Origin of the sequence: Aquihabitans sp. G128 (assembly GCF_019048865.1) — a bacterium.
Classification (GTDB): Bacteria; Actinomycetota; Acidimicrobiia; order Acidimicrobiales; family Iamiaceae; genus Aquihabitans.
In genome coordinates, this window is record NZ_CP077604.1 from 784426 (window position 1) to 810931 (window position 26506).

19 protein-coding genes, 3 rRNA genes and 2 pseudogenes are annotated in these 26506 nt (G+C 69.4%); 22 read left to right on the forward strand and 2 right to left on the reverse strand.

What is annotated here, in order from left to right:
• Positions 1-56: 56 nt before the first annotated feature.
• The 3 genes from manA to KSP35_RS03660 are packed head-to-tail and all read left to right on the forward strand — an operon-like array spanning position 57 to position 2496.
• Positions 57-1253, forward strand: a complete 1197-nt coding sequence (manA, locus tag KSP35_RS03650) for a mannose-6-phosphate isomerase, class I (RefSeq protein WP_216999010.1) — start codon at positions 57-59, stop codon at positions 1251-1253.
• A 3-nt stretch (positions 1254-1256) separates the two neighbouring features.
• Positions 1257-1853 (forward strand): DNA-3-methyladenine glycosylase, encoded by a 597-nt coding sequence (locus KSP35_RS03655; protein WP_216999012.1) that lies wholly within the window; start codon positions 1257-1259, stop codon positions 1851-1853.
• Positions 1854-1887: 34 nt separating this feature from the next.
• Positions 1888-2496, forward strand: a complete 609-nt coding sequence (locus KSP35_RS03660) for an NUDIX hydrolase (RefSeq protein WP_216999013.1) — start codon at positions 1888-1890, stop codon at positions 2494-2496.
• A gap of 33 nt (positions 2497-2529) precedes the next feature.
• On the opposite strand, the gene KSP35_RS03665 is transcribed toward KSP35_RS03660, so the two are convergent.
• Entirely contained in the window at positions 2530-3084 is a 555-nt protein-coding gene (locus tag KSP35_RS03665) for a hypothetical protein (protein WP_216999015.1), read from the reverse strand.
• 104 nt (positions 3085-3188) lie between these two features.
• Between KSP35_RS03665 and tyrS the strand changes: the two genes are divergently transcribed.
• The 9 genes and pseudogenes from tyrS (at position 3189) to KSP35_RS25545 (ending at position 16319) form a co-directional block, all read left to right on the forward strand.
• The gene (tyrS, locus tag KSP35_RS03670; protein WP_216999017.1) at positions 3189-4475 is read left to right on the forward strand and encodes a tyrosine--tRNA ligase; all 1287 of its coding nucleotides are present in this window, start codon (positions 3189-3191) and stop codon (positions 4473-4475) included.
• 487 nt (positions 4476-4962) lie between these two features.
• Positions 4963-6487 (forward strand): 16S ribosomal RNA (locus KSP35_RS03675).
• A 272-nt stretch (positions 6488-6759) separates the two neighbouring features.
• Positions 6760-9829: ribosomal RNA gene (locus KSP35_RS03680) — 23S ribosomal RNA — on the forward strand.
• Positions 9830-9906: 77 nt separating this feature from the next.
• A 5S ribosomal RNA gene (gene rrf / locus KSP35_RS03685) occupies positions 9907-10023 on the forward strand.
• Together the 16S, 23S and 5S rRNA genes form the textbook arrangement of a ribosomal RNA operon.
• Before the next feature lie 735 nt (positions 10024-10758).
• On the forward strand, positions 10759-11568 hold the full coding sequence (locus KSP35_RS03690; protein WP_216999019.1) for a tetratricopeptide repeat protein: 810 nt from the start codon (positions 10759-10761) through the stop codon (positions 11566-11568).
• A 282-nt stretch (positions 11569-11850) separates the two neighbouring features.
• Positions 11851-12201, forward strand: a complete 351-nt coding sequence (locus KSP35_RS03695; protein WP_216999021.1) for a single-stranded DNA-binding protein — start codon at positions 11851-11853, stop codon at positions 12199-12201.
• Positions 12202-12292: 91 nt separating this feature from the next.
• Positions 12293-13178 (forward strand): annotated as a pseudogene (locus tag KSP35_RS03700) (fructose bisphosphate aldolase).
• 245 nt (positions 13179-13423) lie between these two features.
• Positions 13424-15300, forward strand: a pseudogene (locus tag KSP35_RS25540) (2-oxoacid:acceptor oxidoreductase subunit alpha).
• Between the two features lie 203 nt (positions 15301-15503).
• Positions 15504-16319 carry a thiamine pyrophosphate-dependent enzyme gene (locus KSP35_RS25545; protein ID WP_371748954.1) on the forward strand — a complete coding sequence of 272 codons (816 nt, stop codon included), beginning with the start codon at positions 15504-15506 and terminating at the stop codon, positions 16317-16319.
• Positions 16320-16326: 7 nt separating this feature from the next.
• On the opposite strand, the gene KSP35_RS03715 is transcribed toward KSP35_RS25545, so the two are convergent.
• Positions 16327-17097, reverse strand: coding sequence for a glycerophosphodiester phosphodiesterase (locus KSP35_RS03715; protein WP_216999025.1), 771 nt, complete (start codon positions 17095-17097; stop codon positions 16327-16329).
• 158 nt (positions 17098-17255) lie between these two features.
• Between KSP35_RS03715 and KSP35_RS03720 the strand changes: the two genes are divergently transcribed.
• The 10 genes from KSP35_RS03720 (at position 17256) to KSP35_RS03760 (ending at position 26296) form a co-directional block, all read left to right on the forward strand.
• Positions 17256-17585, forward strand: coding sequence for a hypothetical protein (locus tag KSP35_RS03720; protein ID WP_216999027.1), 330 nt, complete (start codon positions 17256-17258; stop codon positions 17583-17585).
• A gap of 42 nt (positions 17586-17627) precedes the next feature.
• Positions 17628-17831, forward strand: a complete 204-nt coding sequence (locus KSP35_RS03725) for a hypothetical protein (protein ID WP_216999029.1) — start codon at positions 17628-17630, stop codon at positions 17829-17831.
• A gap of 10 nt (positions 17832-17841) precedes the next feature.
• Entirely contained in the window at positions 17842-18228 is a 387-nt protein-coding gene (locus KSP35_RS03730) for a twin-arginine translocase TatA/TatE family subunit (RefSeq protein ID WP_216999031.1), read from the forward strand.
• 26 nt (positions 18229-18254) lie between these two features.
• Positions 18255-19031 (forward strand): twin-arginine translocase subunit TatC, encoded by a 777-nt coding sequence (gene tatC, locus KSP35_RS03735; protein WP_216999033.1) that lies wholly within the window; start codon positions 18255-18257, stop codon positions 19029-19031.
• Between the two features lie 17 nt (positions 19032-19048).
• A complete protein-coding gene (locus KSP35_RS03740; protein ID WP_216999035.1) occupies positions 19049-20764 on the forward strand; it encodes an RNA helicase in 1716 nt (571 codons plus the stop codon).
• 193 nt (positions 20765-20957) lie between these two features.
• On the forward strand, positions 20958-21692 hold the full coding sequence (locus KSP35_RS23975) for a hypothetical protein (RefSeq protein WP_254127175.1): 735 nt from the start codon (positions 20958-20960) through the stop codon (positions 21690-21692).
• Positions 21689-22300 (forward strand): diacylglycerol kinase family protein, encoded by a 612-nt coding sequence (locus KSP35_RS03745; RefSeq protein WP_216999037.1) that lies wholly within the window; start codon positions 21689-21691, stop codon positions 22298-22300. The genes KSP35_RS23975 and KSP35_RS03745 overlap by 4 nt, the downstream gene beginning before the upstream one ends.
• Positions 22301-22378: 78 nt before the next feature.
• Entirely contained in the window at positions 22379-23362 is a 984-nt protein-coding gene (locus KSP35_RS03750; protein WP_216999039.1) for a zinc-binding dehydrogenase, read from the forward strand.
• Between the two features lie 44 nt (positions 23363-23406).
• Entirely contained in the window at positions 23407-24621 is a 1215-nt protein-coding gene (locus tag KSP35_RS03755) for a M20 family metallopeptidase (RefSeq protein ID WP_216999041.1), read from the forward strand.
• Between the two features lie 55 nt (positions 24622-24676).
• A complete protein-coding gene (locus tag KSP35_RS03760) occupies positions 24677-26296 on the forward strand; it encodes an FAD-dependent thymidylate synthase (RefSeq protein ID WP_216999043.1) in 1620 nt (539 codons plus the stop codon).
• Positions 26297-26506 lie beyond the last annotated feature (210 nt).

A 26506-nucleotide genomic window follows, 5' to 3' on the forward strand; every position in this document is an offset into this window, starting at 1 on the left:
ACCCGCGACGCGTCGTCCCCGGGGCGCCGGCCCGCGGCTCCTAGGCTCGCCGGGCCATGCTGCTGCTCCACAACACCGTCCAGCGCTACGCGTGGGGCTCTGTCGACGGGCTGGTCCCGATCGTGGGCTCCGACCCGAGCGGCGGTCCCGAGGCCGAGCTGTGGGTGGGCACCCACGCGGCGGCGCCCTCGCTCGTCGCCGACGACCCGCAGGGCCGGACGCTGGCCGAGGTCATCGCAGCGGACCCGGCCCGCTGGCTCGGGCCCGAGCTCGCGGCGACGGGGGCCACGAGCCTGCCGTTCCTGCTGAAGGTGCTCGCCATCGGCTGTCCGCTCTCCCTCCAGGCCCACCCCTCCGCGGCCGAGGCCGAGGCCGGCTTCGCCCGCGAGGAGGCGGCCGGGATCGCCGCCGACGCCCCGGAGCGGACCTACAAGGACGCCAGCCCCAAGCCCGAGTCGCTCGTCGCCCTGTCGGAGACCTGGGCCCTCTGCGGGTTCCGTGAGCCGGTGGAGGCCGCCGAGCTGCTCGCGGGCCTCGACCTGGCGGCGCTCGCCCCGATCGTCGATGCGCTGCGCAGCGGCACGCCCGACGGCCACCAGCGTGCCCTCGCCTGGCTCCTGCACCTCGAGGGAGGAGCGCGCTCGGGGCTGGCCGGTGCGATCGCCGAGGAGGTGGCCGACGCCGACGCCGACGTGCGGGCCGACCCGCGGTCCTGGGTGAAGGCCCTCGCCGCCCAGTTCCCGGGAGACCCCCTGTGCGTCGCCCCGCTCCTGCTCCACGTGGTGCGGTTGGCGCCCGGCGATGCCGTGCACCTGCCGGCCGGGAACCTCCACGCCTACCTCTCGGGCGCCGGCGTCGAGCTCATGGCGGCCTCCGACAACGTCCTGCGAGGCGGCCTGACGCCGAAGCACGTCGACGTCGAGGAGCTGCTCCACGTCCTCCGCTTCGACCCCGGCGTGCCGCCGGCGCCGGTCCACGAAGACCTCGGCGGCGGGGTGGCCACCTACGACTCCGGCGAGTCGGCCTACGCCCTCGCCACGGTCGACGCCGGCGATGCGGTGGTCGAGATCCAGCCGACCGGTCCCTCGCTCCTGCTGGCCACCGGAGGACCGGTCGACGTCGCCGGTCCGGACGGCGGGTGCTCCCTGGCCCACGGCGACGCCGCCTTCGTGGCGCCCGGCTCCGGGCCGCTGTCGGTCAGCGGTGGCGGTCGCCTGTGGTGGGCCACCACCGGCGACGCGCTCCCCACCTGATCCGTGGCCGGACCCCGCCGTGGCCGGCGGCTGCCCCGCAGCTTCTACCGGCGTGACCCGCTGGAGGTGGCCCCGGAGCTGCTGGGCAAGGTCCTCGTGCACGGGCGTCGGGCCGGGCGCATCGTGGAGGTGGAGGCCTACCGGGGCACCGACGACCCCGCCAGCCACGCCTTCCGAGGCCCCACGCCCCGCACCGAGGTGATGTTCGGGCCACCCGGCCACCTGTACGTGTACTTCACCTACGGCATGCACTGGTGCGCCAACGCGGTGACCTCGCAGCCGGGCGAGGCCGGCGCCGTGCTGATCCGGGCCCTGGAGCCCCTCCGCGCCACCGACGAGATGGCGGCGGCCCGCCCGGCGGCGCGGCGAGCGGTCGACCTGGCCAACGGCCCGGCGAAGCTGTGCCAGGCGTTGGGCATCGACGGTGCCCACGACGGGGTCGACCTCGTCCGAGCCGAGGCGGGCGTCACCATCGTCGACGACGGCGTCGCGCCGCCGGCGGTGCCGCTGACCGGTCCCCGGGTGGGCATCTCGGTCGCCACCGAGCGGCCGTGGCGCTTCAGCGTCCCGGGCGACCCCCACCGCTCACGACCGTGGTGACCGCCCAGCGGCGCCATCGGATAGGCAGGAGGGCGTGACCGACCTCGAGCTCCTGGAACCGGACGACCCGCGGCTCGAACGGGCCGACTTCCTCGGTGCCGCCGTGCACCAGCTCCAGATGGCCGACCTCGAGGACCCGGCGGCCGTCGAGCACCGCGACACCGTGCTGGACTTCTTCCTGGACCACCCCGACGCCGCCGAGCGCTCCTGCACCGCCGGCCACCTGACCGGTTCGGCGCTCGTCGTGGACGCGCCGGGGTCGCGGACGCTGCTCATGCTGCACGCCAAGCTCGGCCGCTGGTTCCAGCCCGGCGGCCACGCCGACGGCGACGCCAACCTGGCGGCGGTGGCGTTGCGGGAGGCGGGGGAGGAGACCGGCATCGCCGGGCTGCGGGTGGCCCTGCCGGCCATCGACGTCGACGTGCACCGGGTGGAGCCACCGAAGGAGCCCGCCCACCTGCACCTCGACACCCGGTTCCTGGTCGTGGCGCCGGCCGGCGCCCACGAGCAGGCCAACGAGGAGTCCCTCGCCCTGCGCTGGGTCACCGAGGCCGACCTCGACGCCCTCGACCCGCCGGTCGACGAGAGCACCCGCCGCCTGGTCCGGCGAGGCCTGGCCCTGGCATCGGCCGCGCTCGGCTGACGTCAATCCACCCGCGGGCGCCGACGCGGTGGCTCAGCCGACGTCGCCGGGCGTCGCGCAGTCGGGCATGTCGTTGACGTCCGCGAAGACCTCGATGGTCTTGTCGACGGAGTCGCGGAGCTCCTCGTTCTCGGTGAGGAGGAACTTGGCGTCGGGATCGGTGCGCAGCGCCTGGGCGTAGTCGTCCCGGTCGCCGAGGTAGCGGTGCCAGTCGGTGAACCACAGCCGCAGGCTCTTGCCGTCGTCGCCCGTGGTGGGGGCGCCGGCCTCGATGTCGTCCACCATGGCCCGGACCAGCCCGTTGGCCTGGTCCAGGACGTCGGCCCGCTCGGTGGCCGTCTTCGCCTCCGACGCCGGGGTGAGGGCGTCGAGGTCGGTGAGCAGCTGCTGGCAGCGGTCCTCGGCGCGGCTGACGTAGGCCCGGTCGTCGAGCCGGTCGGGGTTCACCTTCTTGGGCCCGCCGGCGAAGATCCAGATCCAGAACACCGCGATGGCCAGCGCCGCCACGACGGCCACGGCGCGCCACAGCTTCCAGTACATGCCCATCGGCTGGTCGACCTCGGGCTCCGGCGCGGTCTTGATGGGCATGGCGCCAGCCTCGCCCAGCCGGGGCGGCGGGGTCCAACCCGTCCGACGGTCCGCCCGGCCAACGTGTTTGGCGCCGCAGCAGCACGCGGGTGACCATGTGGCCCATGACCGACGCCAGCGTCCTCGCCGACCTGGAGGCCCGTGGCCTGGTGCAGGACTGCACCGACCGCGACGGCCTCGCCGCCCGCCTCGCCGAGGGCCCGCTGTCGCTCTACTACGGCTGCGACCCCACCGCCGACAGCCTCCACGTGGGCAACCTGATCGGCCTGCTGGTGCTGCGGCGGTTCCAGGACGCCGGGCACCGCCCCGTGGCGCTCGCGGGTGGTGCCACGGGGATGGTCGGCGACCCCAGCGGCCGCTCCGAGGAGCGCAACCTCCTCGACGAGGCCACCCTCGAGCACAACGTCGCCGCCATCAAGGCCCAGATCGCCCGCATCGTCGACCTGTCCGGCGAGCCCGGCGGCGGCGAGCTGGTCGACAACCGGGACTGGACCGGCGAGGTGCGGTTCCTGGACTTCCTGCGCGACATCGGCAAGCACGTCACGGTCAACACCATGCTGGCCAGGGAGTCGGTGAAGAACCGCCTGGCCTCCGAGCACGGCATCTCCTTCACCGAGTTCACCTACATGCTGCTCCAGGCCCACGACTTCCTGCGGCTGGAACAGGATCGGGGCGTCCAGCTCCAGATCGGGGGCTCGGACCAGTGGGGCAACATGCTCGGTGGGGTGGACCTCATCCGTCGGGTGCACGCCCGGCCGGCATGGGTCCTGGCCTGGCCACTGCTGACCGCACCCGACGGGACCAAGCTGGGCAAGACCACCGGCGCCCGCATCTGGCTCGATCCCGACCGGACCAGCCCCTACGCCTTCTTCCAGCACTGGATGGGCACCGACGACCGCCAGGTCCGCCAGTTCCTCCTGCAGTTCACCCTGCTCCCGGTCCCCGACGTCGACGCCGCGGTGTCAGCCCACGAGGCCGAGCCGCACCGTCGAGCGGCCCAGCGCCTCCTGGCTCGGGAGGCCACCGCCCTCGTGCACGGTGGGGGCGAGGCGGCCGCCGCCGAGGAGGCCTCGGCCATCCTCTTCGGCGCCCCGCTCGCCGATGCCAGCGACGCTGCCCTCGAGGCGGTCGCTCGCGAGGTGCCCACGACCACGCTGGACCCAGCGGCCCTCGATGCCGGCGTGGACCTGGCCGAGCTCCTGGCCACCGACGCCCTCCTCGCCACCTCGAAGGGCGAAGCGCGCCGGGCGATCGCCCAAGGAGGCGTCTACGTGAACGGCGAGCGGGCAGAAGATGGGCGCCTGGTGGGTCGATCCGACCTGCTCCGAGGCCGCTTCGTGCTGCTCCGCAAGGGCAAGAAGGCTTACGCGATGGCCCTGGCAGCGCTGTGACCTGGCCTTTTGCGGCGTTCCAGACCCGTGAGACGCACGACACACCGCGTCGATTTGGCGTCACCGGCGCGTTACCCGTAAGTTAACTCTCGTCGCCACGGGGACACGCCAGAGAAACTCCAGCGGAAACGCTTGACAGCCTCCAGCAAAGTCCCTAAGGTAACAACTCGCCCCACACGGCCCTAACGGGTCGGAGCGGGCACGACAGGAGCAACGGCAGCCCACGGGCACGACTCCTGCAGCGGCTTCCCTCGGGAAGTGAGCGCACCTTGAGAACGGAATAGAGGACGAAAAAGCTAATGCGGGCGACCGCTGCAGCGCTTCCGAGCAACGCAGCGGCCGTTTAATAATAAAGTATTACGCATCAAGGACAACAAAACTAAGCTAGTTAGTTGAACTGATGCCAGTCACCAACAGGTTCAGGCCTGTCGGTGGCTCTCCGATTTGAGGACGGTCCGACAGTTCGCTGTCGGGCCTTCTGACGATCTCGATGGAGAGTTTGATCCTGGCTCAGGACGAACGCTGGCGGCGTGCCTAACACATGCAAGTCGAACGAGGTTGATCTGGTGGCAACACCAGTGACTACCTAGTGGCGAACGGGTGAGTAACACGTGAGGAACCTGCCCCGAAGACCGGGATAACTCTCCGAAAGGAGTGCTAATACCGGATACCCCCACCTAATCGCATGATCTGGTGAGGAAATGGATTCCGCTTCGGGAGGGCCTCGCGGCCTATCAGCTAGTTGGTGGGGTAACGGCCCACCAAGGCATCGACGGGTAGCTGGTCTGAGAGGACGATCAGCCACACTGGGACTGAGACACGGCCCAGACTCCTACGGGAGGCAGCAGTGGGGAATCTTGCGCAATGGGCGAAAGCCTGACGCAGCAACGCCGCGTGGGGGATGAAGGCTCTCGGGTTGTAAACCCCTTTCAGCAGGGACGAATCAAGACGGTACCTGCAGAAGAAGCCCCGGCTAACTACGTGCCAGCAGCCGCGGTAACACGTAGGGGGCAAGCGTTGTCCGGATTTATTGGGCGTAAAGAGCTCGTAGGCGGCTGAGTAAGTCGGGTGTTAAATCCCCAGGCTCAACCTGGGACACCACCCGATACTGCTCTGGCTAGAGTCCGGTAGGGGAGCGTGGAATTCCTGGTGTAGCGGTGAAATGCGCAGATATCAGGAGGAACACCAGCGGCGAAGGCGGCGCTCTGGGCCGGAACTGACGCTGAGGAGCGAAAGCGTGGGTAGCAAACAGGATTAGATACCCTGGTAGTCCACGCCGTAAACGTTGGGCACTAGGTGTGGGGTCTATTCAACGGACTCCGTGCCGTAGCTAACGCATTAAGTGCCCCGCCTGGGGAGTACGGCCGCAAGGCTAAAACTCAAAGGAATTGACGGGGGCCCGCACAAGCAGCGGAGCATGTTGCTTAATTCGAGGCAACGCGAAGAACCTTACCTGGGTTTGACATGTAGAGAAAAGCCGTAGAGATACGGTGTCCTTCGGGGTTCTACACAGGTGGTGCATGGTTGTCGTCAGCTCGTGTCGTGAGATGTTGGGTTAAGTCCCGCAACGAGCGCAACCCTTGTCCTATGTTGCCAGCACGTCATGGTGGGGACTCGTAGGAGACTGCCGGGGTCAACTCGGAGGAAGGTGGGGACGACGTCAAATCATCATGCCCCTTATATCCAGGGCTGCAAACATGCTACAATGGCCGGTACAAAGGGCTGCTAAACCGCGAGGTGGAGCGAATCCCATAAAGCCGGTCTCAGTTCGGATTGGAGTCTGCAACTCGACTCCATGAAGCTGGAGTTGCTAGTAATCCCGGATCAGCAACGCCGGGGTGAATACGTTCCCGGGCCTTGTACACACCGCCCGTCACACCATGAAAGTTGGAAACGCCCGAAGCCAGTGGCCCAACCCCTCGGGGAGGGAGCTGTCGAAGGTGGAATCAGCGATTAGGGTGAAGTCGTAACAAGGTAGCCGTACCGGAAGGTGCGGCTGGATCACCTCCTTTCTAAGGAGTCTCATCCTGCTCATTCCGAGCAGGGGATTCCCAAGTTGAAGCATTAGCTAGTTGGGTCCTCGAGGTTGGTTCAGTGGTCGCAGGTCAATATTCCCTCCCACCGGCTCAGCACTCGAAGATCGTTCCGTCCTCTGTTCCGTTCTGAAGGGGCGCTCCAATTCGCCCTCGCCCACAAGGCGAGGGCGTTGTTGCGCTCCGGGTCAGGTTCGCCTGGCCGAAGATGTCCCTTGAGAACTGCATAGCGAGCACGAGCATCTTTGTTCTTCCAAGATACAAAGTGCCAACGGTGGATGCCTTGGCGTCTACTACCGATGAAGGACGTGTCTGGCTGCGAAAAGCCACGGTCAGCTGCCTAGAAAGCGTTACGAACCGTGGATGTCCGAATGGGGAAACCCACCACCTTAGCGGGTGGTACTCCGGTGTGAACACATAGCACCGGTAGAGGGAACCAGGGGAATTGAAACATCTCAGTACCCTGAGGAAAAGAAAACAAACGTGACTCCCTGAGTAGCGGCGAGCGAAACGGGAATAGCCCAAACCTGATTGGTGTCAAAGCCTGGTGGCGTTGCCAATTGGGGGTTGTGGGACTCGAGAGACGGAGCACCAGAGCCGTCACAGAGTTACCAAGTTGATGCGTAGTGGAAGTGGTCTGGAAAGCCACGCCGCAGTGGGTAATAGCCCCGTACACGAAACGTATTCAGCCTCTGCTCGATCATCCCAAGTAACGCCGGGACCGTGAAAACTGGCGTGAATCTGTGAGGACCACCTCATAAGGCTAAGTATACGTAGACGACCGATAGTGAACCAGTACCGTGAGGGAAAGGTGAAAAGTACCCCGGGAGGGGAGTGAAATAGTACCTGAAACCGTTGGCATACAATCAGTCAAAGCGTCGTCTTGACTTCGGTCAAGGCCGTGATGGCGTGCCTTTTGAAGAATGAGCCAGCGAGTTACGGTACGTGGCAAGGTTAACCAGTGATGGGAAGCCGGAGCGAAAGCGAGTCTGAATAGGGCGTTCAGTCGCGTGCTGTAGACCCGAAGCCGAGTGATCTATCCATGGGCAGGTTGAAGCGGGGGTAAGACCTCGTGGAGGACCGAACCCACCTAGGTTAAAAACTGGGGGGATGACCTGTGGATAGGGGTGAAAGGCCAATCAAACTCGGTGATAGCTGGTTCTCCCCGAAATGCATTTAGGTGCAGCGTCGTGTGTTCAGTCATGGGGGTAGAGCACTGAATGGGTTAGGGGGCCTACAAGCTTACCGACCCCAATCAAACTCCAAATACCATGACTCCAGAGCACGGCAGTGAGACTGCGGGGGATGAGCTTCGCAGTCGAAAGGGAAACAGCCCAGACCGCCGGCTAAGGCCCCAAATTCTAGACTAAGTGGAAAACGATGTGAGATTGCCCAGACAGCCAGGAGGTTGGCTTAGAAGCAGCCACCCTTGAAAGAGTGCGTAACAGCTCACTGGTCGAGTGATCTTGCGCGGATAATGTAACGGGGCTCAAGTCTAGAGCCGAAGCCGCGGATTCACGATTTATCGTGAGTGGTAGGGGAGCGTTGTATGTGCAGCGAAGCGGCGGTGTGAACCAGTCGTGGAGCGCATACAAGTGAGAATGCTGGCATGAGTAGCGAGAGAGGGGTGAGAAACCCCTCCGCCGTAAGCCCAAGGGTTCCTGGGGAAGGCTAATCCGCCCAGGGTAAGTCGGGAGCTAAGACGAGGCCGATAGGCGTAGTCGATGCACAACTGGTTGATATTCCAGTACTACCGTGTACGCGCCCAAGACAAGTTCTGGTTGCTAAGGGGCTATCTCCTTCGGGAGATGAACCGACCCACCGGAAGGCGTTTAGCAATGAGGGGACGCAGGAGGGTAGGTGAGCCCAGGCGATGGTTGTCCTGGGGTAAGCGCGTAGGGCGAGGTCTAGGCAAATCCGGACCTCATGAAGCCTGAGACGCAATGCCGATCCGTTTAAGGAGAAGTCACTAATCCCATGCTGCCTAGAAAAGCCTCTAGCGAGCTTACATGGTACCCGTACCCCAAACCGACACAGGTGGGCAGGTAGAGAATACCAAGGCGATCGGGAGAACTGTGGTTAAGGAACTCGGCAAAATGCCTCCGTAACTTCGGGAGAAGGAGGACCCCATTAGGGTGAAGGACCTTGCGTCCGGAGCTCGAAGGGGTGGCACAGACCAGGGGAAAGCGACTGTTTACTAAAAACACAGCAGCGTGCGAAGTCGCAAGACGATGTATACGCTGTGACGCCTGCCCAATGCCGGAAGGTTAAAGGGAAAGGTTAGTCCGCAAGGGCGAAGCTTTGAACTGAAGCCCCGGTGAATGGCGGCCGTAACTATAACGGTCCTAAGGTAGCGAAATTCCTTGTCGGGTAAGTTCCGACCTGCACGAATGGCGTAACGACTTTCCTACTGTCTCAACCACAGACCCGGCGAAATTGAAGTACGAGTAAAGATGCTCGTTAGCTACAGAAGGACGGAAAGACCCCGTGGACCTTTACTATAGCTTGATGTTGAGTTTTGTTATGTGTTGTGTAGGATAGGTGGGAGACTGGGAAGCATTGGCGCCAGCCAGTGTGGAGTCAACCTTGAAATACCACCCTGCTCATGACGGAGCTCTAACCCACGTCCCTTATCGGGATGGGGAACAGCGTCAGGTGGGTAGTTTGACTGGGGCGGTCGCCTCCTAAAGAGTAACGGAGGCGCCCAAAGGTTCCCTCAGGCTGGTTGGCAATCAGCCGTCGAGTGCAATGGCACAAGGGAGCTTGACTGCGAGACCTACAAGTCGAGCAGGTGCGAAAGCAGGGCATAGTGATCCGGCGGTTGCGTGTGGAAGCGCCGTCGCTCAACGGATAAAAGGTACCCCGGGGATAACAGGCTCATCTTCCCCAAGAGTCCATATCGACGGGAAGGTTTGGCACCTCGATGTCGGCTCATCGCATCCTGGGGCTGAAGCAGGTCCCAAGGGTTGGGCTGTTCGCCCATTAAAGCGGTACGCGAGCTGGGTTTAGAACGTCGTGAGACAGTTCGGTCCCTATCCTCTGTAGCCGGAAGGAACTTGAGAAAGGCTGTCCCTAGTACGAGAGGACCGGGATGGACGCAGCTCTGGTGTGCCAGTTGTCCTGCCAAGGGCATTGCTGGTTAGCTACCTGCGGAAGGGATAAGCGCTGAAAGCATCTAAGTGCGAAGCCTGTTTCTAGATGAGGTTCCTCACTGGGTTAACCAGGTAAGGCCCGTGATAGACCAACACGTTGATAGGCCGGAGGTGTAAGCGTGGTAACACGTTCAGCCGACCGGTACTAATCGGCCGAGGTCTTGGATTTACTAAGAAGTTCGTGCTCGCTATGGAGTCCTTGAGGGCTTGAGCGCCGTTCGTCGGCGCTCGCTCTTGACAACAGATTTCGGTGACTATCGCGTCTGGGTCACACCCGTTCCCATCCCGAACACGGAAGTTAAGCCAGACTGCGCCGATGGTACTTGGGTGGATTCGCCCTGGGAGAGTAGGTCGTCGCCGGATTTCTCATCAACAGGCCCCGCTTCGGTGGGGCCTGTTGTGCGTTTTCGGCTCGCTCGCGACGTGCCAGCGACGAGGCGGCGGTTGGTGGCTGAGCACGGGGCACGAGCAGGAGCCGAACGGGTCGAGCTGCATCCGAGCAGCGCATGTCACCGTCGGCGGATGGCGAGCGGTCGACGGCCGGCCGGTAGGATCGCCCGATGCCTTCGAACGATGCTCCTTCGCCGCGCCGATCGTCTGGCGGCAGCGGGGGATCGGGCGACGGGGACGACCCGCGGAAGCCCATCCGCAGCAGCGGGCGGTCGGTGCCCGGTGGGACCGGTCGCGCCGCCGATTCGCCTGGTGACGGTCGCAGCACCCGTCCGGTGAGCGGTCGCAGCGGGGGCCAGGGAGCCCGGTCGGGTGCTGGTGGCGCTCGTCGGAGCCCGTCTGGGGGGGCGTGACGATCGGTCGCCGCGCCGTGACGAGGGGCCTGCGGCGCGCTCGGGCCGGCCCGGCGGTTCGGGCGGCGGGCGTCCAGGCGGCTCCGGCCGTCCGAGCTCAGGCTCCGGACGTCCGGGGGCTCCTGCACGCGGGGGCAGCAGCCGGGGAGACGATCGTCGGGCGGGTGGGCGGTCCGGCGGTCGGCCCGCAGATCGGGAGGAGGGTCCGCGCACCGCAGGGCCCAAGACCTGGGGCAGCCTTGGCCGGCGCGGCGCAGGGCGTCTGGGCGACGGGCCGGTCGACAACCGCAACGACGTGGGCGGCTCGGGGCGAGACGAGCGTCCCGATCCGGGCAACAAGCGCGTGGAGTGGGAGCGCGTCGACGACGTCCGCCAGGAGGCCGGTGGCGCGGTGCGACGCGGGCGCAACGCTCGACCGCCTGCGGATCTGGCCCCGAAGGAGCGCCGGGGTCGCCCGGCCCGCAAGCCCGGTGCCGGCACCGCCGGCGCCCTCTCGAAGGACGAGCTGGTGCGTGCCCTGGGGGCGGCTCGGGGCGCACGCGCCAACGAGCGGCTGCGCGACGCCGCCCACGCCTTCGAGCGCGAGCGCTTCGAGGAGTCGCGGAGCCTGCTGCGGCCCATCGCCGAAGCGGCACCGCAGGCGGCCTCGGTCCGTGAGCTGCTGGGGCTCACGTACTACCGGCTGGGCCGTTGGACCGACGCCATCAAGGAGCTCGAGGCCTTCCGCCAGCTCACGTCGTCGACCGAGCAGCACCCCGTGCTCGCCGACTCCTACCGGGCGCTGAAGCGACGTTCCGAGGTGCAAGACCTCTGGGACGAGCTGCGGGAGAGCTCGCCGTCGGCCGACCTCGTCACCGAGGGCCGGATCGTGATGGCCGGTTCGCTGGGCGACCAGGGCAAGCTGAAGGAAGCCATCGCGCTGCTCGAGAAGAGCCAGCGGGCGGTCAAGCGGCCCGAGGTGCACCACCTCCGCCAGGGCTACGCCCTGGCCGACCTCTACGAGCGCGCCGGCGACATCGCCCGGGCTCGGGAGCTGTTCCGCTGGGTGCTCACCTACGAGCCCGACTTCGCCGATGCGGCGGAGCGCGCCGGCGCCCTGGCCTGAGCGCGGCGCCGCTCCGACGGCCTCGGCCTCACGTCGATCCGCCGTGCCGGGCGGCGAAGGCCGACCGGGAGCGGCGATCTCTGGTGGGGGCACCCTGGCGGGCGACCGCCAGGCTCCGCATCGGCGGCATCGTTGTCACACCCCCTCGGTAGGTTCGGTGGCACCTGGACCCCCGGCACGCGATCGCTGCGCAGCTCGGGTGGCTCGGGCTCGCGGCCTCGGCCGCCCGTCCCGTTCGGACAGCCGTCGGCGAGGCGGCTGCCAGCCCAGAGAGGTCCAGCCATGAACATCGTCGTGTTGCAGGGGTCGTTGTCGAGCGCACCCGAATCCCGAGACCTGCCGTCGGGCGATCGGCTCGTCACCTACGAGGTCACCACCCGTGCCGAGGGCCAGCCGGCCGATTCGGTTCCGGTGGTGTGGTTCGACGCCCCGGCGCGCTCGGCCGACCTGGGGGCCGGTACCGAGGTGGTGGTCACCGGTCGGGTCCGGCGCCGGTTCTTCCAGGCCGGCGGGGCTCGGTCCAGCCGCACCGAGGTGGTGGCGGCGTCGGTGATCCCGGCTCGGCAGCGCAAGCGGGTGGCCGGCGCCATCGACGCGGCGGTGGCGGCGCTGGCCGAGCACCCGGAGGGGTGAGCGGCCGGCGGGCCCGGAGGTTGGCCGCGCCGGCGGGCGGTCGGCCAAGATGGGGGCACACAACGGCCACCACAGGATGGGTTCCGCGAGCATGGATCAGGCACAGCTGGAGAAGGTCAGGAACGGCAAGGGGTTCATCGCCGCCCTCGACCAGAGCGGGGGCTCCACGCCCAAGGCGCTGGCGCTCTACGGCGTCGAGGAGGGCAGCTACGAGGGCGAGGCCGCCATGTTCGACCTCATGCACCAGATGCGCAGCCGCATCGTCACCAGCCCGAGCTTCGACGGCGAGCGCGTGCTCGGCGCCATCCTCTTCGAGATGACCATGGACCGTCAGGTCGAGGGGCTCGACACCGCCGAGTACCTCTGGTCGAAGAAGCAGGTCGTGCCCTTCCTGAAGGTCGACAAGGGCCTGGCCGACCAGGCCGACGGCGTCCAGGTCATGAAGCCCATCGATGGCCTCGACGAGCTGCTCGCCCGGGCGGCGGCCAAGGGCGTGTTCGGCACCAAGATGCGTTCGGTCATCAAGCTGGCCGACGCCACCGGCGTGCAGGCCATCGTCGACCAGCAGTTCGAGGTCGGCCGCCAGATCGTCGCCGCAGGCCTGGTGCCCATCATCGAGCCCGAGGTCGACATCCACAGCGCCGAGAAGGCCGAGGCCGAGGCGCTGCTCAAGGCGGCCATCCTCGTCGCCCTCGACGGCCTCGGGGCCGACGAGCTGGTCATGCTGAAGCTCACGCTGCCGGAGGAGCCCGGCTTCTACGCCGAGCTCGTCGCCCACCCCAACGTGGTGCGCGTGGTGGCCCTGTCCGGCGGCTACACCCGCGACGACGCCAACGCCCGCCTGGCCGCCAACCCCGGCGTCATCGCCAGCTTCTCGCGCGCTGACCGAGGGCCTGAGCGCCCAGCAGAGCGACGCCGAGTTCGACGCCACCCTCGACCAGTCGATCAAGGGCATCTACGAGGCCTCGATCACCTGATCGGGACCCGGGCTCGCCGCCCGGTGGTCCACCTGCACGACGACGGAGCCCGGCCCTGCGGCCGGGCTCCGTCGCGCCATGGCCGCGAGGCCACCCGGCGGCGCAGTTCCCCCGTGGGCGGAGGAGCCGCCGACCGCGCTCGCCCGGCCGGGTGATCGGACGCGATCCACCGCATGGCGTGACGGGTGTCGCTACCGTGGCTTCCGGGGAGGGGAATCCCCAGGGGACCAACACGAGGAGGCGATGTGGCCGACCTTGACCAGACCATCGAGCCCGTCGAGCTCGACCGGGTCATCATCCGCTTCGCGGGCGACTCCGGCGACGGCATGCAGCTCACCGGCGATCGCTTCACGAGCGCCAGCGCCGTGTTCGGCAACGACCTGTCGACGCTGCCGGAGTTCCCCGCCGAGATCCGGGCCCCTGCCGGCACGCTGGCCGGCGTCTCGGCCTTCCAGGTCCACATCTCCGACCACGAGATCACCACGCCCGGCGACGAGCCCAACGTGCTGGTCGCCATGAACCCGGCCGCGCTGCGCTCGGAGCTGCACCGCCTCGCCGACGGCGGCACCGTGATCGTGAACACCGACGCCTTCGAGGAGCGCAACCTCACCAAGGCCGGCTACCGCACCGACCCGCTCGGCGACGGCAGCCTCGAAGCGCTACACGGTCTACGAGGTGCCGATGACCACGCTGACCAAGGACGCGGTGGCGCCGCTCGGCGTGAAGCCCCGGGACGCGGAGCGGTCGAAGAACTTCTTCGCCCTGGGCCTGATCAGCTGGATGTACACGCGGCCGTCGGAGCCCACCCTGGTGTGGATCGAGGAGAAGTTCGCCTCGAAGCCGCAGGTGGCGGCGGCCAACCGGGCCGCCTTCGCCGCCGGCCACGCCTTCGGCGAGACCGCCGAGCTGTTCGAGCACCCGTACTCGGTCCGGCCTGCGGAGCACGCGCCGGGGACGTACACGAACATCACCGGCAACACCGCGCTGGCGTGGGGGCTGGTGGCCGCCGGGCAGCTGGCCAAGCTGCCGGTGTTCCTGGGCGGGTACCCGATCACGCCGGCGTCGGACATCCTGCACGAGCTGTCGAAGCACAAGAACTTCGGCATCCGCACCATGCAGGCCGAGGACGAGATCGCCGGCATCGGCGCCGCGCTCGGGGCGGCGTTCGGCGGCCACCTCGCCGTGACCACCACCAGCGGTCCCGGCATCGCCCTCAAGTCCGAGACCATGGGCCTGGCCATCAGCCTGGAGCTCCCGCTGCTCGTGATCGACATCCAGCGGGGTGGCCCGTCGACCGGCCTGCCCACCAAGACCGAGCAGTCCGACCTGCTGCAGGCGATGTACGGCCGCCACGGCGAGTCGCCCATCCCCATCGTGGCCGCCTACACCCCGGCGCAGTGCTTCGACGCCGCCATCGAGGCGGCTCGCATCGCCCTCAAGTACCGAACGCCGGTGATGCTGCTCTCCGACGGGTACCTCGCCAACGGCTCCGAGCCCTGGCTCCTGCCGAGGGTGGAGGACCTGCCCGACATCTCGGTGGCCTTCGCCACCGAGGCCAACCACCTCGACGCGGACGGCCAACCCGAGTTCTGGCCCTACCTCCGGGATCCGGAGACGCTGGCTCGCCCGTGGGCGGTGCCCGGCACGCCGGGGCTCGAGCACCGCATCGGCGGCATCGAGAAGGCCGACGGGTCGGGCAACATCAGCTACGACCCGGCCAACCACGAGCACATGGTCCACCTGCGCGCCGCCAAGGTGGCCGGCATCGCCCAGGACATCCCACCGGTGGCGCTCAACGGCGACGTCGACGACGCCGAGCTGCTGGTGGTGGGCTGGGGCTCCACGTGGGGGGGCCATCGACGGCGCCCTCAACCGGTGTCGGGCCAAGGGCCACAAGGTGGCCCACGCCCACCTCACCCACCTGAACCCGTTCCCCGCCAACCTGGGCGAGGTCCTGCACCGCCATCCCCACGTGGTGGTGCCCGAGATGAACCTCGGCCAGCTCTCGAGGCTGCTGCGCGCCGAGTACCTCGTCGACGCCAAGGCCGTCACCAAGGTCCAGGGCGTCCCGTTCACCGCCGGCGAGCTCGAGACCGCCTTCCTGAAGGAGCTGGGCGCATGACCGACGTCGCCACCCCCACCACCACGCCGCAGGACTGGGCCAGCGACCAGGAGGTCCGCTGGTGCCCGGGCTGCGGCGACTACTCGATCCTCAAGGCCGTCCAGGCGCTCATGCCCACCCTCGGTGGCACCACCGAGAACACGGTGTTCGTCTCCGGCATCGGCTGCGCAGCCCGCTTCCCGTACTACATGGACACCTACGGGATGCACAGCATCCACGGCCGGGCGCCGGCCATCGCCACGGGCCTGGCCCTGGCCCGACCCGACCTCGACGTGTGGGTGGTCGGGGGCGACGGCGACATGCTCTCCATCGGCGGCAACCACCTGATCCACGCCCTGCGCCGCAACGTCGACCTCACGATCCTCATGTTCAACAACCAGATCTACGGGCTCACCAAGGGCCAGTACTCACCCACCAGCGAGGTCGGCAAGGTCACCAAGAGCACGCCGTTCGGCTCCCTCGACCAACCGTTCAACCCCATGAGCGTGGCGCTCGGCGCCGAGGCCAGCTTCGTGGCCCGCACCCACGACCTCGACCGCAAGCACATGGTCGAGACCTTCCGCCGGGCCCGGGAGCACCGCGGAGCGTCCTTCGTCGAGGTGTTCCAGAACTGCAACGTGTTCAACGACGGAGCCTTCGGCGCCATCACCGGCAAGGGGGTGCGCGACGACATGCTCATCCCGCTCGTGCACGGCCAGCCCATCCGCTTCGGCGCCGAGCAGGACAAGGGGGTGGTGGTCGACGAGCGGGGGCGGGCGCAGATCGCAGTCGTGGCCGACGTCGGCGAGGCCGCGCTGCTGGTGCACGACGAGGCGGCGGCCGAGCCGGGCCTGGCCTTCGAGCTGTCCCGCCTGTCGACCGGCCCGTACGAGCCCACGCCGATCGGGGTGTTCCGCGCCGTCGAGCGACCGGACTACGGCAGCGAGACCGACCGCCAGCTGCTCGCCGCCCAGGACAAGTCCGGTCCCGGCGACCTCACCGCCCTGCTCCACAGCCGGCCCACCTGGGACGTGCCGTAGGCCGAGGTCAGGGGAGCGGCAGCTCCACCGGGCCTTCGCCGTCGCCCTCGCCGGCGTCACGACCGGCGTGGCGGGCCAGGGCGTCGACCATGCGGTCGACGTGGTCGCAGAACACCCCGTCGATCCCCATGCGCAGCAGGCCGTCGAGGGTCCGGTCGAACTGGGCGTCCCAGCCGAAGGCGTAGATCCCGAAGCGGTGGAACAGCGTCACCAGGCCACCGGTCCAGTCGCTCTGGTGCAGGTTCACCGCGTCGATGCGGGACGCCTGGAGCCGGGCGCCGAGGCGCTCCGGGCCCTGCTTGAGCTTGGCCAGCCGGGTGGAGTCGACGAGCCGGACGTGGGGCGACACCTCCCGCCAGGTCACCATGCGGTCGAGGTCGTCGTCGCAGAGCCAGAGGCGCGACGCCATGGTGGGGTCGGCCGCGGCGGTCACCGCCACCGTGGGCCCGCCGGCGGCGGGGTCCTTCACGTCGAGCGACAGCTCGAAGTCGGTGCCGAACGAGGCGTAGAGCTCGGCCAGCTCCGGGATGTGCTTGGGCAGCTCGCTGCGGCGCAGGTCCCGGATCCGCTTGCGCCGGAGGAGCGAGCCCACCACGCCGTCGTGGTCGAGCACCGGCACGCCGTCGGCGGTCAGCCAGACGTCGCTCTCGAGCCCGGTGGCCCCGAGGCGCAGGGCCAGCTCGAAGGCCTCGAGGGTGTTCTCGGGCGCATGGGCCCGAGCGCCTCGGTGGGCGAAGCCGATCGGGGGGACCCGGCGGGAGGGGAGGAGCGGTGCCACGGCTGCCATGGTTGCCCACCAGGGAGGCTGGGGGCCACCTCCTCGGCCGGTCCCGGGGCAGGAACCCGTCAGGGGAGCGTCATGCTGGCCGCGCTCGGGCCTCAACTCCCCTGCGCCGGTGCCGATGGACTGGGGCAGCGGATGCGAGGAAGGAACCCATGGCGACCATTCGGGCCAGTTGTGCGACGTGCGGTGACGTGGAGGTCACCTCCCGCGAGGTCACCGTCCGGGTGTGCCGCGACGACAACTCCGGGACCTACGCGTTCGGCTGCCCCACCTGCGGTCTGACCACGGTGAAGGACGCCGAGCCCCGCATCGTCGAGCTGCTGGTCACCTCGGGCGTGCGCCTCGTGACCTGGTCGCTGCCCGACGAGCTCTTCGAGGTCCGCCAGGGCGAGCCCATCGACCACGACGACCTGTTGGACTTCCACGCCCTCCTGCAGACCGACGGGTGGATGGAGACCGTCCACCGGATGACGCCTCGCTGAGGGTGCCGGCCGATCCCCCGGGATCGCCGCTACCATGACCCCGTGGACCTCGCCTGGATCGCCCCTCCCGCCGTGCTGATCGCCGGCGCCGCCGGGGTCGCCGTCCTGCTGCGGCGCATCGCCACCGCACTCGACGAGGTGGCCACCTCGCAGCGCCGCTTCCGCCGCATCGAGGACGCCATGATCCCGATCCGCGTCGAGGCTCGCCGGGCCCGCACGTCGATCGACCGCCTGCCCCGCAGGTAGGGTCGGCACCGTGTTCAACGTCGGAGGGCCCGAGATCGTGGTGATCCTGATCATCGCGCTCCTGGTGCTGGGCCCGGACCAGCTGCCGAAGGCCATGCGCACGTTCGGCAACGTCATGGCCGAGGTGCGCAAGGTGTCCGGTGGGTTCCAGGCCGAGATGAAGAAGGCCATGGACACCATCGAGGGCTCCGGGTCGGAGACCGCCAAGGAGAAGCCCCACTCGGCCAAGCCGATGGACGCATCGAACGGCACCGCCTCCACCATGGCCGAGGCCGACGTCACCGAGGTCGTGGCGCGCAACACCGATCCCGCCCCGTCATCCGAAGGGGCGGCTCCCGCCGTAGATGACGTGGCGGACCGGCCTGCGGTCGACCCCGCCGATCGCGCCGCCGGCTGAGCCCGGCCCCGGCCCATCGGAACCCCATGACCACCAACACCATCCCCGCATCGGACCTCGGCGACGGCATGTCGCTGATGGAGCACCTCGTCGAGCTCCGCAGCCGCGTGTTCAAGTGCGCCATCGCGGTGGCCATCGGCGCCATCGTCGGCTGGCTGGTGTACCCGGCGGTCTTCGACATCCTCATCGAGCCGCTCAAGGAGCTCTCGAAGAACCCGAACGTCAAGGACAAGCTGATCTCGCTCGACCCCCTCGAGATCTTCATGCTCCGGGTGAAGATGTCGGCCTACATCGGCTTGATCCTGGCCATGCCGTTCCTGCTCTGGCAGCTCTGGCAGTTCATCGCCCCGGGCCTCTACCAGAACGAGCGCCGCTACGCCTCGGCCTTCGTGCTGTCGGCCACGCTGCTGTTCCTGCTGGGCGCCTCGATCGCCTACTTCACCCTCCCGGAGGCGCTGAAGTTCCTGCAGTCCCTGGGTGGCGACAACATCGAGTACCAGTACTCCCCGCAGAAGTACCTGATGCTGATCATCTACATGATGGTGGCCTTCGGAGCGGGCTTCCAGTTCCCCATCGTGGTGGTGTTCCTGCAGCTCGTGGGCATCGTCACGCCCAAGCAGCTGTCGTCGTTCCGGCGCTTCGCCATCGTCATCATCTTCGTGGTGGCCGCGGTGATCACGCCCAGCGCCGATCCCATCAGCCTCTTCGCCCTCGCCATCCCGATGACGATCTTCTACGAGATCTCCATCGTCATCGGCCGCCTCATCCACCGGAGCAAGGCGAAGGCCGAGGCCGCAGCCTGACCGGGGAGGCGGTGCCCGTGACCGACGACGCCTTCACGCTCGACCGGTTCCAGCTCGAGGCCATCGCCGCCATCGACGCGGGGCACAACGTCCTGGTCGCCGCCCCGACGGGCTCGGGCAAGACGGTCGTGGCTGAGCACGCGGTGGCCCGGGCGCTGGCCGAGGGGCGCCGGGCGTTCTACACCACGCCCATCAAGGCCCTGTCGAACCAGAAGTACGCCGACCTGGTGCGGCGCCACGGCGCCGACCGGGTGGGCCTGCTCACCGGCGACAACGCGGTGAACCCCGACGCGGGGGTGGTGGTGATGACCACCGAGGTCCTGCGCAACATGATCTACGCCGGCTCGGCCGCCCTCGACGACCTGGCCTGGGTGGTGCTCGACGAGGTCCACTACCTCCAGGACACCTACCGCGGTCCGGTGTGGGAGGAGGTCATCGTCCACGCCCCGACCGAGGTGCGCTTCGTGTGCCTGTCGGCCACGGTGTCGAACGCCGATGAGCTAGCCGGCTGGATCGCGGCGGCGCGGGGCCACACCGAGACGGTGGTCGAGCACGAGCGGCCGGTGGAGCTGGTGAACCACTACCTCGTCTACGAGAAGGCCTCGGGGGACCTGGTGCAGCTGCCCACCCTGGTGGGCGGTCGACCCAACCCCGAAGGCGACCGCTTCGACGCCCCGGCCATGGACGGCCCGAAGCACCTGCGCTACAAGCAGCGCGGCCGCTCCCTCTGGGGTTCGCCGCGGCGCGGCGAGGTCATCGAGCACCTGGCGGGCAGCGACCTCCTGCCGGCGATCTACTTCATCTTCAGCCGCGCCGCGTGCGACGACGCGGCGCGGTCGGTGCTCGAGCTGGGGCTGCGCCTCACCACCCACACCGAGCGGCTCCGGATCCGGGCCATCGCCGAGCACCACGTGGCCCACCTCGGCGCCGAGGACCTGGCGGTGCTGGGCTACGACCGCTGGCTCGCCGGCCTGGAGGCCGGGGTGGCCGCCCACCACGCCGGGATGGTGCCGCCGTTCAAGGAGGCCGTCGAGGCCTGCTTCGTGGAGGGCCTCGTGAAGGCGGTGTTCGCCACCGAGACGCTGGCGCTCGGCATCAACATGCCGGCCCGGTCGGTGGTGGTCGAGACGCTGTCGAAGTTCACCGGCGAGACCCACGAGGACCTCACGCCGTCGCAGTACACGCAGCTCACCGGCCGGGCCGGGCGGCGGGGGCTCGACCCGGTGGGCCACGCCCTGGTGCTCTGGTCCCCCTGGTACGGCTTCGACAAGGTGGCGGCGCTCGCCGCCAGCCGGGAGTTCGTGCTGCGATCGGCCTTCCGGCCCACCTACAACATGGTCGTCAACCTGGTCCGCCGCTACGACCGCGACCAGGCCCACGAGCTGCTCGGCCGGTCCTTCGCCCAGTTCCAGGCCGACCGCTCGCTGGGCAAGCTGGCCCACCGTCGGGCCTCTCGGCAGGCGCTGCTGGCCGAAGCCGAGGCCGCCGCCACGTGCGAGCGCGGCGACGTCGACGAGTACCGCACGCTCCGGCGCGGCGAGCGCCGCGCTGCGCGAGGCCCGGAACCAGCGCGAGGACCGCATCACCGCTGCGGTGGAACGGCTCGTGCCGGGCGACGTGATCCGCTTCGGCACCCACCGGCTGGCGGTCCTGTCGGCGTCGTACCGCAAGGGGGGCATCCGCCTCCGGGTGATCGACCCCGACGCCCACGTGTCGGTGCTCGACCCCGATGACTTCGACGAGCCGCCGCAGCGGGCGGCGGCGCTCACCTATCCCGAGCCGTACGACCCCCGCAACCGCGTGTTCCAGCGCCAGGCCGCCTCGCTGCTGCGCAAGACCCGGCTCCAGCACCGCCCGCTGCCGGGAGACGTCGTGGCCGACCCGGCGCCGGCGGTGGCGTCGGTGCCCCGGGCTGCCGACCTGCCGGTGGCGGCGTGCCCCGACCTCGATCGCCACCTCGCCGCCGCGTCCGAGCGGGACCGGCTCCGCACCCAGCTCGCCGACGTCGAGCGCCGGCTCGAGGAGAAGAGCACCTCGCTGACCCGGCAGTTCGACCAGATCTCCACGCTGCTGGAGCGCTGGGGGTTCCTGCGCGGCTGGACCCTGACCGAGCGTGGCGACGTCCTGGCGCGGGTCTTCCACGAGAGCGACCTGCTGTGCGCCTCGGTGATCTGCGAGGGCCTGCTCGACGGCCTCGACCCGGCGTCGCTCGCCGGGCTGGTGTCGATGCTCACCTACGAGCACCGCTCGAAGGAACCGCCGCCTCCGGCGTGGTTCCCGTCGAAGGAGGTCCGCGAGCGGGCCACCAAGATCGATCGGCTGGCCCGCAAGCTCGGCAACGACGAGCTCAAGGTCGGCCTGTCGGCCACCCGGCTGCCGGACCCCACGTTCCTCGCCCTGGCCTACGCGTGGGCGGCGGGCGAGTCCTTCGACGTCGTCATCGCCGAGGAGGACCTGTCCGGCGGGGACTTCGTGCGCAACATCAAGACCCTCATCGACCTGCTCCGGCAGGTGGGCGAGGTCGCGCCCGACCCCGCCACCCGACGCGCCGCTCGCGCCGCGTCGGACGCGCTGTTCCGCGGGATCATCGCGGCGTCGTCCGAGGTGGGTGCCGAGGTCGGCACCGCGGTCCCCGGAGGGACCTCGGACGGTTCGCCGTGACCATCGAGAAGCACCAGCTGTGGGGCTCGCCCGGGCCGCTGCCGGCCGGTGGCGTGGTGGTCCGCAGCGACGCCGAGGCCCGGAAGGTGGTGGAGTCCGCTCGTCGGGCCGACCAGCCGGTGCCGGCGCTCGGCCTGCTCGGGGGAGACCTCTGCCGCACGGTCGGCGGCAAGGGCGACGAGGCACGGCTCCACGGCCCCGAGGCCATGTCGCTGCCCACCGACCTGGGGGCCGTGCTGGTCGACGGCAGGCTGCACTGGTTCGTCGCCCACCTGGTGGTGCGCCGCAGCTGGTGGCGGGGACGGGTGGTGGCGGTGATGAACGCGCAGTGGATCGGCCGGTGGGACGTCGCCCCCAAGTCCCACCCGAACGACGGCCTGCTCGACGTGCTCGACGGGGACCTGTCGGTGGACGACCGGCTCAAGGCGCGCCGCCGCCTCCTCACCGGCACCCACGTGCCCCACCCCGGCATCTCCCAGCGCCGGGTGGCGGCGGTGCAGCTGGCCTTCGACCGGCCCACGCCGGTGTGGCTCGACGGGGAACGGGTCGGCTCGGCCTCCACCCTGTCGATCCGCGTGGAGCCCGACGCGTTCACCGCCGTCGTCTGAGCGGCGCGCCGGGCGTGGCCCCGTCGCCGGGGGTCGTGCCGGTGGGGCGCCACGGGGTCGCAGCGGTACGGTCGCAGCATGCAGGCCTGGATCCTCGACGAGTCACCCGGCAGCTACCGCTTCGGCGAGGTGCCCGACCCGCCGGTCGGCCCGGGCGACGTGCGGGTCCGCCCGATGGCCTCGGCGCTGAACCACATGGACCTGTGGGTGACCCGCGGCAAGCCGCGGCCCCACCTGCCCCACGTGCCGGGCTGCGACGTCGCCGGGATCGTTGAGTCGGTGGGCTCGGCCGTGCACGGCATCGCGGTGGGCGACGAGGTGGTGGTGAACCCGGCGGTGTCGCCCCTGGAGATGGTGGTCGCGCATGGCGACGACGCCCCCATGTACCCGGGCTTCGAGATCGTGGGGGAGCAGCGCTGGGGCGGGCACGGCGAGCTGGTGTCGGTCCCTGCCCGCAACGTGGTGCCCAAGCCGGCCGGCCGGACCTGGGCGGAGTGCGCGGCGTTCCCGCTGGCCACGCTCACGGCCTACCGCATGCTGCGGCGAGCCCGGGTGCGGGCGGGGGAGCGGGTGCTGATCGTGGGCATCGGCGGCGGCGTCTCGATGGCCGCCCTGTCGCTGGCCCGGGCCATGGGCGCCACCGTCTACGCCACGTCGCGAGACGAGGCCAAGGGGCGGCGCGCCGTCGAGCTCGGCGCAGCCGACGCGTTCCTGTCGGACGAGGACTGGCCGGCCAAGGTCGAGGTCGTCGTCGAGAGCGTCGGGCCCGCCACCTGGGACAAGTCCATCCGCGCCCTGCTGCCGGGTGGTCGGCTGGTGGTGTGCGGCGGGACCTCGGGGCCGGTGGTGGAGGTCAACCTGCCGCGGCTGTTCTTCAAGCAGCACGAGATCATCGGCTCGACGATGGGCGGCTACGGCGAGTTCGCCGAGGTCGCCCGGCTGGTGGAGCAGGGCCTGCCGGTCGCCGTCGACGAGGAGCTGGCCCTGGCCGACTACCCCCGCGCCCTGGCCCGGCTCGAGTCCGGCGAGCAGCTGGGCAAGGTCGTGCTCCGCCACGACTGAGCGGCGGGAGCGGCCCGGCCGCGGGCCGCAGGTAGGTTGCGGGGATGGTTGACCTCGCCGCCGTCAAGGACCGCATCGACCAGGTGGTCGACGACCACGCCGAGGTCCTGCTCGCGGCGTCCCACGACATCCACGCCCACCCCGAGCTGGGCTTCGCGGAGCACCACGCCCACGAGGTCCTGACCCGGATGCTCGAGGACGCCGGGCTGTCGGTCACCCGCCGGGCCTACGGCCTCGAGACCGCCTTCGAGGCGACGGCCGGGTCGTCCGACGGCCCCACCGTCGCCGTGCTCTGCGAGTACGACGCCCTGCCCGGCATCGGCCACGCGTGCGGCCACAACGTGATCGGCACCGCCGGGGTGGGGGCCGGCATCGCGGCGGCGGCGGTGGCCGAGGAGCTCGGCGGCCGCCTCGTGGTCCTCGGGACGCCGGCCGAGGAGGGGGGCGGCGGCAAGATCTTCCTGGCGCAGGAAGGCGCCTTCGAAGGCGTCGACGCCGCCCTGATGGTGCACCCCGCCGGCATGGACCTGTCGCGGTTCGGGGCCATCGCCATCCAGCAGGTCGAGGTGACCTACCACGGGAAGGCGGCCCACGCCGCTGCCGCGCCGCAGGCCGGGCGCAACGCGCTCGACGCCGCGGTGCTCGGCTACGTCAACGTCGCCGCGCTGCGCCAGCACATCCGCCCCGACGAGCGGGTCCACGGCATCTTCACCGAGGCCGGTGAAGCGGCCAACGTGGTGCCCGACCGGGCGGCGGCCACCTGGTACGTGCGCTCGCCCACGGTGCGCGGGCTCGAGAAGCTCAAGGCCCGCGTGCTGGCCTGCCTCGAGGCGGGCGCCAGCGCCAGCGGCTGCACGATGGAGCACCACTGGGTCGACCCGGCGTTCGCCAACATGGTCGACAACGACCCGATGATCGAGCGGTACCGGGCCAACCTGGCCCGCACCGGGCGCACGCTGGTGGACCCCTCCGCCATGGACGCGGTGGTGGGCAGCACCGACATGGGCAACGTGAGCCACATCGTGGCGTCCATCCACCCGATGATCGCGGTGTCACCGCCGGACGTGGCCATCCACACGAAGGACTTCGTCCGCTTCGCCGGTGGCGACGAGGGTGACCGAGCCGTGCTCGACGGCGCCAAGGCCATGGCGGCCACGGTGGCGGACCTCTGGGCCGAGCCCGGCGCGCTCGACGAGGCCAAGGCGGCCTTCGCCGAGGCCCGGGAATCGGGTCGAGCCACCGGCCGGCCCACCATCTAGCCAGGTCCTCGGCGATCCCCGGCCCCGGGCCGACCACGATCTAGCCTCAACCGCCGTGACCACCTATGTCGCCGAGGAGTTCTCGCCCGACGAGAGCGACGTGCTCCGTCGGTACTTCACGAACCTCGACAGCCCCGTCTTCGCGCTGGTCAACCTGCCCGAGGTGGTCAAGGGGGCGCTCTTCGCGCGGTACTCGCGCTCGCCGAAGAGCCTGCGACGGCTCTTCCTGGACGAGTTCGTCGGCGAGCTCGACATCTCCGGCGACCAGACGATCGACGCCACCGTCGGCCTGCGCCGGGCCGAGGAGCTCTACGACAAGGTCTTCTTCGAGTACGGCGACGACTCCGTGGCCCAGCTGGGCGGCGTGCACCTGGCCTGCGAGCAGGCCTCGAACGTGCTCACCAAGGTCCTCGAGTGGGGCCGGCTCATGTCCTACCTGGAGCAGTCCACGCGCTACATCGCGTACGACGCCCGCATCGGCGGGCGCTACCGCTTCTACCGCGATCCCGCCATCCTCGGCTCGCCGCTGGGCACCCGCTACGTCGGCGAGATGGACCGGCTGTTCGACACCTACGCCGAGCTGCTGCCCAAGCTCACCGACTTCTTCCGCGAGCAGTTCCCCAAGGACCCGGCCGACTCCGACTTCGTCTACCGGCAGGCCATCCGGGCCAAGGCCTTCGACTCGCTGCGGGGCCTGCTGCCGGCGGCGTCGCTGTCGAACGTGGGCATCTACGGCACCGGCCAGGCCTACGAGGCGCTCCTGCTGCGCATGCGCTCGCACCCCCTGCCGGAGGCCCGCACCTACGCCGACCTCATGCTCCACGAGCTGCGCAAGGTGATCCCGTCGTTCCTCAAGCGGGTCGACCTCGCCGACCGCGGCGTGGCGTGGAGCACGTACCTCGCCTCCACCCGCAACGCCATGGACGAGATCGCCGAGCGGCTGTTCCCGGCGGCAGAGACCGAGGCCGACGACGCGCCGCTCGTGACGCTCGTGGACTTCGATCCCGACGCCGAGGTGCACCTCGTCGCGTCGATGCTCTACGCCCACACCCACCTGCCCGAGGTGCAGGTGGAGAAGGCCGTGCGAGCCATGTCGGCCGAGGAGCGGCTCCAAGTGGTGCGGGCCTACACCGGCGAGCGGGCCAACCGCCGCCACCGCCCGGGCCGCGCCCTCGAACGGGTCGACTACCGCTTCGACGTGCTGGCCGACTACGGCGCCTTCCGCGACCTGCAGCGCCACCGCATGCTCACCATCGAGTGGCAGCAGCTCGGCCCCCGCCACGGCTACACCCGGCCCGAGGCCATCGACCTCGCCGGCCAGGCACCCACCTTCGACCGGGCCATGGAGCGCTCGGCGGCGCTGCACGACCTCCTGCAGCCGCGGTTCCCGGCCCAGGCCTCCTACGCGGTGGCCCTGGCCTACAAGGTCCGGTTCGTGATGCAGATGAACGCCCGCGAGGCGGTGCACCTGCTGGAGCTGCGCAGCGGGCCCCAGGGCCACACGGTCTACCGAGAGGTGGCCCAGGAGATGCACCGCCAGATCGCCGAGCAGGCCGGCCACCACGCCGTGGCCGAGCTCATGCGCTACGTCGACCACTCGCCGGAGCCGGCGTTGGAGCGGCTCGACGCCGAGCGACGGGCCGAATCCCGCCGCCTCGGCACCCCCAGCCTCTAGCTCCTCGCCACCGTCCCGGGCCCGCTCGGCGGCCGGGCCTCGGGCGCAGATCGGCAGGTCAGGAGGTTCTTCGGGCGTTGGGGAGGACCCTCGGCGCCCGTCGTCGTTCGACGCGGGTGCCCTCCGCTCCTGCTGTTGCTCGTGTTGTTCCAGGGGTTGACGTTGCAGGAGTGGCGCGAGATCGTGGTGGCCCCCCCGACCGCCGAACGC

What these genes read in the sequence shown, in the direction of transcription:
- KSP35_RS03755 (WP_216999041.1), top strand. Translation starts at nt 23,407, where the DNA reads ATGGTTGACCTCGCCGCCGTCAAGGACCGCATCGACCAGGTGGTCGAC.
- tyrS (WP_216999017.1), top strand. Translation starts at nt 3,189, where the DNA reads ATGACCGACGCCAGCGTCCTCGCCGACCTGGAGGCCCGTGGCCTGGTG.
- KSP35_RS03750 (WP_216999039.1), top strand. Translation starts at nt 22,379, where the DNA reads ATGCAGGCCTGGATCCTCGACGAGTCACCCGGCAGCTACCGCTTCGGC.
- KSP35_RS03695 (WP_216999021.1), top strand. Translation starts at nt 11,851, where the DNA reads ATGAACATCGTCGTGTTGCAGGGGTCGTTGTCGAGCGCACCCGAATCC.
- KSP35_RS03665 (WP_216999015.1), bottom strand. Translation starts at nt 3,084, where the DNA reads ATGCCCATCAAGACCGCGCCGGAGCCCGAGGTCGACCAGCCGATGGGC.
- manA (WP_216999010.1), top strand. Translation starts at nt 57, where the DNA reads ATGCTGCTGCTCCACAACACCGTCCAGCGCTACGCGTGGGGCTCTGTC.
- tatC (WP_216999033.1), top strand. Translation starts at nt 18,255, where the DNA reads ATGACCACCAACACCATCCCCGCATCGGACCTCGGCGACGGCATGTCG.
- KSP35_RS25545 (WP_371748954.1), top strand. Translation starts at nt 15,504, where the DNA reads ATGCACAGCATCCACGGCCGGGCGCCGGCCATCGCCACGGGCCTGGCC.
- KSP35_RS03720 (WP_216999027.1), top strand. Translation starts at nt 17,256, where the DNA reads ATGGCGACCATTCGGGCCAGTTGTGCGACGTGCGGTGACGTGGAGGTC.